At 73.0% G+C, this 6,687-nt stretch carries 3 protein-coding genes; 1 reads left to right on the top strand and 2 read right to left on the bottom strand.

Features of this window, described 5'->3' with window-relative positions; all coding sequences use genetic code 11:
• Nucleotides 1-2,917: 2,917 nt before the first annotated feature.
• A complete protein-coding gene (locus ACRAKJ_RS38390) occupies nucleotides 2,918-4,570 on the bottom strand; it encodes a WXG100 family type VII secretion target (RefSeq protein ID WP_438922920.1) in 1,653 nt (550 codons plus the stop codon).
• Between the two features lie 17 nt (nucleotides 4,571-4,587).
• On the bottom strand, nucleotides 4,588-5,088 hold the full coding sequence (locus ACRAKJ_RS38385; protein ID WP_438922921.1) for a YbaB/EbfC family nucleoid-associated protein: 501 nt from the start codon (nucleotides 5,086-5,088) through the stop codon (nucleotides 4,588-4,590).
• A gap of 415 nt (nucleotides 5,089-5,503) precedes the next feature.
• Between ACRAKJ_RS38385 and ACRAKJ_RS38380 the strand changes: the two genes are divergently transcribed.
• On the top strand, nucleotides 5,504-6,640 hold the full coding sequence (locus ACRAKJ_RS38380) for a BMP family ABC transporter substrate-binding protein (RefSeq protein WP_438922922.1): 1,137 nt from the start codon (nucleotides 5,504-5,506) through the stop codon (nucleotides 6,638-6,640).
• Nucleotides 6,641-6,687 lie beyond the last annotated feature (47 nt).

Raw genomic sequence — 6,687 nt, 5'->3', positions numbered from 1 at the left:
GTCGACACCGGGGGCGATGAGACCGGCGGCGATGAGACCGGGGGCGTGGAAACCGGCGTCGTGGTGATCGGCGGTGCCGAGACCAGCGGCGTCTTCGTCGACGGGGTCGTGGTGGGGGGAGCGGCCGGCGGCGGGGTGGGGCTCGTGGCCGGCGGGGTGCTGACCTGCGGCGCGCTCGCCGGCGGCGCGGAAATCGGGGGTGCCGAGACCGGGGGCGTCTTCACCGCCGGTTGCGCGGGAGCCGGTTGGTTCGCGGCGGCGGGCGGCGGGGTGTTCGCAGGCGGGGTGTTCGCAGCCGGCGTGTTCGCAGCCGGCGTGTTCGTGGTCGGCGGCGTGACTGGCGGTGCCGTGACTGGCGGCGTGGTGATCGGCGGTGCCGTGATCGGCGGGGTGATGGTGGGCTTCGGCGTGGCCGCCGGGGGTGCCTGGGGCGACTGCGGGGCCGACTTGACCGTGCCGTCGCCCGCCGGGGGCTTGGGCGCGTCGAAGACACCGCTCGGGCCGCTCGGCTTCGCGGTGCCGCTCGCGGTGGGAGCGGTGGCTGGCGGGGTGGTCACGCCCGGGGCCGCGGGGGGCGGGGTGACCGCCGGAGGGGTGACCGACGGCGAGGTGACCGACGGCGAGGCGGCGCTCGGCGGCGGTGGGGTGGCGGTGGGCGTGGTGGCGGTCGGCTTCGGGGTCGGGGTCGGCGACGGGGTGGTCGCGGCCGGGGTCGCCGGGGGAGGGGTGACCGCCGGGGAGGCCGTGCTCGGTGGTGGGGTGGTGAGCGGTGGGGTGGTGATGGGGGTGCCGGCCGTCGGCTTGGGGGCCGGTGGCGGGGTGGAGGACGAGGTGGGCGGGGCCTTGCTGATCGTGCCGTCCGCGACCGGGGGCTTGGGCGCGTCGAACGTGCCCTTGCCCGGCCCGCCGGTGAACTTGCTCGACCGGTCCGTGCCCGTGGAACCCGCTGCCGGTGCCCCCGCGACCGGTGCGCCCGCCATCGGGGGTACGCCCGCGCCGGGGGTGGCGATCGACGGCGTCCCGGCGGTCGGCTTCGGCGTCGCCGGCGGGGCCGTGGCCGTGGTCGACGGCGGGGTGCCGGTCGGGGTGGCACCGGTGGTCGGGGTGCTGATGCCGGGGGTGCCCGCACCAGGACTGCTCGGCACGGTGACCGTGGGCTTGGGTGCCGGCGGCGGGGTGGACGAGGAGGTGGGCGGGGACTTCGTGATCGTGCCGTCGCCGCCGGGTGCCTTGGGCGCGTCGAACGTGCCCTTGCCGGGGCCGCCGGTGAACCTGCTCGACCGGTCCGAACCACCCGCCGCGCCCGGTGCCGCACCGCCCATGGGGCCGCCCGCCATCGGCGGCGCGGTGGTCGTGGGCGAGGGCGTGCCGCCGCCGAGGGCGGTGGTGATCTTCGACGCCGCCGTGTTCGCGCCGGGCTGCGTGGACACACCGGTGACCGGGGGCGCGCCCGGCGTCGGGCCGCCCTTGACCGCCTGGCCGTTGCCGGACGCGCCGGGCACACCCGTGACCGGGGCGACACCGGGACCGCCGGCCGCGCCCTTCGCACCACCGGGGGTGGACCCGGTGGCACCGGGCACGCTGCCGATGGGGCCGACGCCCGGCCCACCGGGGGTCTTGCCGCCGCCGGGCGAGTTGGGCCCGGTGGCACCGGGCACACTGCCGATGGGCCCGACACCCGGCCCACCAGCGGTTTTCCCACCGCCGGGCGAGTTGGGTCCAGTAGCTCCGGGAATGGTGCCGATGGGCCCGACCGATGGCCCACCCGGAGTCCTGCCGCCGCCGGGCGAGTTGGGCCCGGTAGCTCCGGGCACAGTGCCGATGGGCCCGACGCCCGGCCCACCCGGAGTCCTGCCGCCACCAGGGGCATTGGGGCCGGTCGCGCCGGGGATGGTGCCGATGGGCCCGACCGATGGCCCGCCGGAGGTCTTGCCGCCGCCGGGCGAGTTGGGCCCGGTAGCTCCGGGCACAGTGCCGATGGGCCCGACGCCCGGACCACCCGGAGTCTTGCCGCCACCAGGGGCATTGGGGCCGGTCGCGCCGGGGATGGTGCCGATGGGCCCGACCGATGGCCCACCCGGAGTCCTGCCGCCGCCGGGCGAGTTGGGCCCGGTAGCCCCGGGCACAGTGCCGATGGGGCCGACGCCCGGCCCACCGGGAGTCCTCCCGCCACCGGACACGGTGGGTCCGGTGGCCCCCGGCACGTTCTTGACCGGCCCGACCGACGGCCCGCCGGCCGTCTTCGACCCACCCGACCCGTTGGGCCCGGACGCCCCCGGCACGTTCTTCACCGGGCTCACCGACGGCCCGCCGGCGGTCTTCGACCCACCCGACCCGTTCGGCCCGGACGCCCCGGGCTGGACGTTGTTCGGCGAGACCTGCGGACCGCCCGGCCCCTTCACGCCGAGCGGGCCGTTGCCGGGCGAACCCGGCTGGCGCTGGGCGTTCGAGTTCGGGTCGATGGCCTTGAACTGGTCACGGCTGAACTGGTCGTTCTGCACGTGCGTCTGCGCGGTGGCCTTCAGGCCGGACTGGACGTTGCCCATCGCGGTCGAGGCGTTGTTCGCCTGCTTGACCGAGGCGTCGTTCGAGTTGTTCAGGGCCGGGACGGCGACGATGCCGATGGGGCCCAGGGCGTTCGGGCCGAGCTTCAACCCGGTCAGGCCGCTGGAGATGGCGGCGAGGCGGGCCTGGAAGTCCCCGGCCTTGCGCTGGAGGCCGTCCATCGAGTCGTTGCTCATGCCGAAGCCGGAACCCCCGGTCGGCGAACCGGCCGGGGGTGGCGGGGCGGGGGGCGGGGGCGAAGACGGGTTGCCCGAGGGGTTGCCCGTGGGATTGGGGTCTGCGCCGCCACCGCGTGCCATGGATGCTTCTCCGCGCTCTTCGGACCGTGACGCTCTTCGGACCGTGACCGAACCTAGACCGTCACCGAACCGGTGCTCGTCGTGCTGGTGTCGGGCTGCGAGTACTTCTTCTGGTAGTCGTCGTAGCTGGACTTCGCCGCCTCGCCGGCCGACTTCGCGTCGTCCGCCGCCCGCTGCACGGCGTCGCCGGCCTGCTCGGCCTTCTTCGACGCCTCCTCCGCGGCCTTGATGTCGGCGTCGCTGCCGGACGCGAACGCCTTGGCGTTGGCCTCGGCCGCCGCCGCGTTGGCCGCCGCGAAGTCCACGTTGGCCCGCTCGTACGAGGCGTTCGCCGCCTTCGCCGCGTCGTTCTTCGACGACATGTCGGTCTCGGCGGAGGTGCGGGCGGGGTCCTCCGGACCCGGGTTGTTCTTCTTGTACTCCTCGTACGCGGCCTTCGCGGCCTCGTCGGAGGGCTTCGCCGCGTTCAGCGCGTCGTTGCTGGCCTTGGCCGCGTCGGCGACGTCCCGGCTCTCCTTCGCGGCGGCCTCGGCGGCCTTCGCGGCCTCCGAGCGGGCCGACTCGGCCTCGCCCTTGGCCGACTCGTACTTCGCCATCGCGGCGTCGTACCCGGCCTGGTCACCGCGCGCGGCGGCGGCGTTGGCCTCGTCGATGGCCTTGCCGACCTTGTCGTTCGCGGCGGCGGCCTTCTCCGAGGCGGTGTTCAGCGACTCGTTGGCCGCCTTGGCCTCCTCGGCGGCCTTGGTCTCCGCCGCCTTGGCGTCCTCGTACTTCTTGTTGGCCTCTTCGGCCCTGTTGTTGGCCTCGGTGACCTTGTCGTCCTGCACGTCCTTGGCCAGCGCCTTGTCGATCTCGCGGTCGACGCCCTTCTGCGCCTTCCACGACTCGTAGCCGACCTCGGCGACGTCGGCGATGTTCTCGAACCGGTTCCAGCCCTTGCCGACCTTCTCGGTGATCTCGTCGAGGTTCTTGATCCGGCCCATCTGGCGGGCGAGCGCGGCGGTCAGGCGGGCGATGCGGGACGCGATGTTCACGCCCAGCGCCACGGCCTTGCCGACCGCGAAGCCGATGTAGGCGGCGATCGACGCGCCGAACGTGATGATCGCGGTGGCGGCGGCGATCAGGGCGCCCGCCAGCAGCGACCCGAGCAGCTGGGCGATCAGGTCGCGCACGATGTCGCGCAGCACCGACACCAGCACGCCGCAGATCGCGACGATCTTCGCCTTCTGCTCGACCGCGTTGGCCAGCGCGTCCAGCTCCTGGCCCATGCTGTCCATGTTCGACTTGAACGCCTCGGACGAGCTGCCGCTCCACCCGTCGAACGTGGCCAGCCCGCTGCGGTGGTCCTCGGCCAGCACCCGGATCTCGGCGGCCTGCGCCTTCGTCGCCTCGACGTTGGCGTTGATCTCCTCGGGGTCGCCCATCAGCTGGTCGAGCGGCTCCTTGAGGAAGCTCACGTGCTCGATCAGCCAGCCGATGCCCGCGCCGAGGATGGTGCCGAACGGGTCCACGGCGAGCATGGCCATCGACGACGCCGTGCCGATCGCGGCGAAGGTGATGTCGAGCGCCTTCTCCGTCTCGGTCTCGGCGTCCTTGCCGATGGTCGTGATCATCTCGTCCCAGGCCGAGATGAACAGGGACCCCTTGAACTTGTTCTCCTCGGTGATCTCCATCCCGGGAGGCGAGGCGATGGGGGTTTCGGGCATGGTTCAGACCTTCCTCGTCACCAGGGCTGGTTCTCGTCGTCGTCCTCGACCGCGGCCGACCTGCGCGCCGGGCGCGCCGGCATCTGCATCTGCCGGGACGCGTACGGCGGGGTGGCGCGGACGGGCTCGGGCTCCGGCTCCGGTTCGGCCTCGGCGTAGTCGCGGTCGTCGACCTGCTGGTCGTCGTCCGGGATCGAGTCGCTGACCATCCGCATGGCCTCGGTGCCCTCGCCGAGCGGCTCGAACGCCTCCATGACCTTCTGCGCGGCCTGCTTCTGCGCGGTGCGGGCGGTCTGGAGGATGAGCGCGGTCAGGCGGGCGGAGCCCAGCTCGACGGCGCGGTGCCCCAGCTGGAGGTTGAGCAGGCCGCCGTTCGGGCCCACCGTGACGGACACCGAACCGTCCGGGCTGGTGGCCGTGGCCTGGGAGTTCTCGAAGTTCTCCTGGAGGTCCGCCGACTTGCGCTGAAGGTCGGCCAGCCTGGCCTCGAAGTTGTCGAGCCACTGCTGGGGGTCCAAGGTCAACCTCCTGGGGTGGATACCGGTGCAGCCTGGAGTGCACCCCCACCCGCCAACGCGGGCCCAACGCGTCACCAACGGGCTAACGGCCCGAGGACGCCGACGACGCCGCGGAACGCCGCACGCGCGGCGGAGGCCGGGACCCCGCCGTTGGTCCCGACCTCCACCAGGCACTACGCGTCGCTCCACCGGGTCGTTCAGCGGCTCACGCTGCGTGACCGGCCACGACGCGTGGAACACGCGGGATCACGTCGAGTGGCGGTGTCGCCCGGTGGCACCAACGATTAGGTCACGGCGGGCCGGTACGTGCGCGGGCGTCATTACTACGGGGTACGGTTCGCCACTCGGAACCCGACATGGCCGTCGGGAAAGTCTGCTCTGTGAGCAGGGAGGGAGACGAGCTGTGCGTCGTCGTATGCGTGGCCTTGCGGTGGCCGCGGTCGCGTTGACCAGCGTTCTGTCGATGGCCGCGTGCGCCAAGGACACCGGGGGCAACACCGCCGGGTCCGGGTCGACCAACACGGCCGAGGGCTGCAAGCTGGCTGACAAGCCGGCCGCCGCCTCGGCCACCTCCAGCGCGTCCAACGCCGGTGAGAAGATCGACGGCAGCGCCCTGAAGGTGGGTCTGGCCTACGACATCGGCGGTCGCGGCGACGCGTCGTTCAACGACTCCGCGGCGGCCGGCCTGGACAAGGCCAAGGCCGACTACGGCATCAAGCCGGAGAACGTCAAGGAGCTGACCGCCGCCCCGAACGAGGCGGAGGACGCCAAGCAGACCCGCCTGCGCCAGCTCGCCGGTGAGGGCTTCAGCCCGATCATCGGCGTCGGCTTCGCGTACGCCGAGTCGCTGAAGGTCGTGGCGCCGGAGTTCCCGAACGTCAAGTTCGCCATCGTCGACGGCGCCGTCGAGGGCGCGGCCAACGTGACCCCGCTGGTGTTCGCCGAGGAGCAGGGCTCCTTCCTGGCCGGCGTCATCGCCGCCTACCAGTCCAAGTCCTGCCACGTCGGCTTCGTGGGCGGCGTGGAGATCCCGCTGATCCAGAAGTTCCAGGCCGGCTTCGAGCAGGGCGCCAAGGCCGCCGCGCCGGACATCAAGATCGAGGAGAAGTACCTCACCCCGGCCGGTGACTTCACCGGTTTCCAGGACCCGACCAAGGGCCAGGAGGCCGCGACCGGCCAGATCGAGGCCGGCGCCGACGTGCTCTACCACGCGGCCGGCGCGTCCGGCAAGGGCGTCTTCTCCGCCGCCAAGGCGGGCAACGCCAAGGCCATCGGCGTCGACTCCGACCAGTACAACCAGACCACCGTCGCGGAGTCCAAGGACGTGATCGTCTCGTCCATGCTCAAGCGCGTCGACGTCGCGGTGTACGACTTCGTGGGCGCGGTCGCCAAGAACGACCTGGCCGCCCTGCCGAAGGTGTTCGACCTGAAGGTGGACGGCGTCGGCTACTCGACGTCCGGCGGCAAGATCGACGCGGCGCTCCAGGCGGTCCTGGAGGGCTACAAGGCCCAGATCATCGAGGGCAAGATCACCGTCAAGTCCGCGCCCTGACCCAGCCGGCGCAACCCGATCCACCCCATCCGGCCTCCGGCGCACCG

It is taken from the genome of Saccharothrix sp. DSM 118769 (assembly GCF_052936295.1).
This window is presented reverse-complemented; position numbering and strand designations above follow the sequence as displayed.

Bases quoted from the DNA above. Each gene is read 5' to 3' on its own strand.
- ACRAKJ_RS38380 (WP_438922922.1), top strand. From the start codon at position 5,504: ATGCGTGGCCTTGCGGTGGCCGCGGTCGCGTTGACCAGCGTTCTGTCG.
- ACRAKJ_RS38390 (WP_438922920.1), bottom strand. From the start codon at position 4,570: ATGCCCGAAACCCCCATCGCCTCGCCTCCCGGGATGGAGATCACCGAG.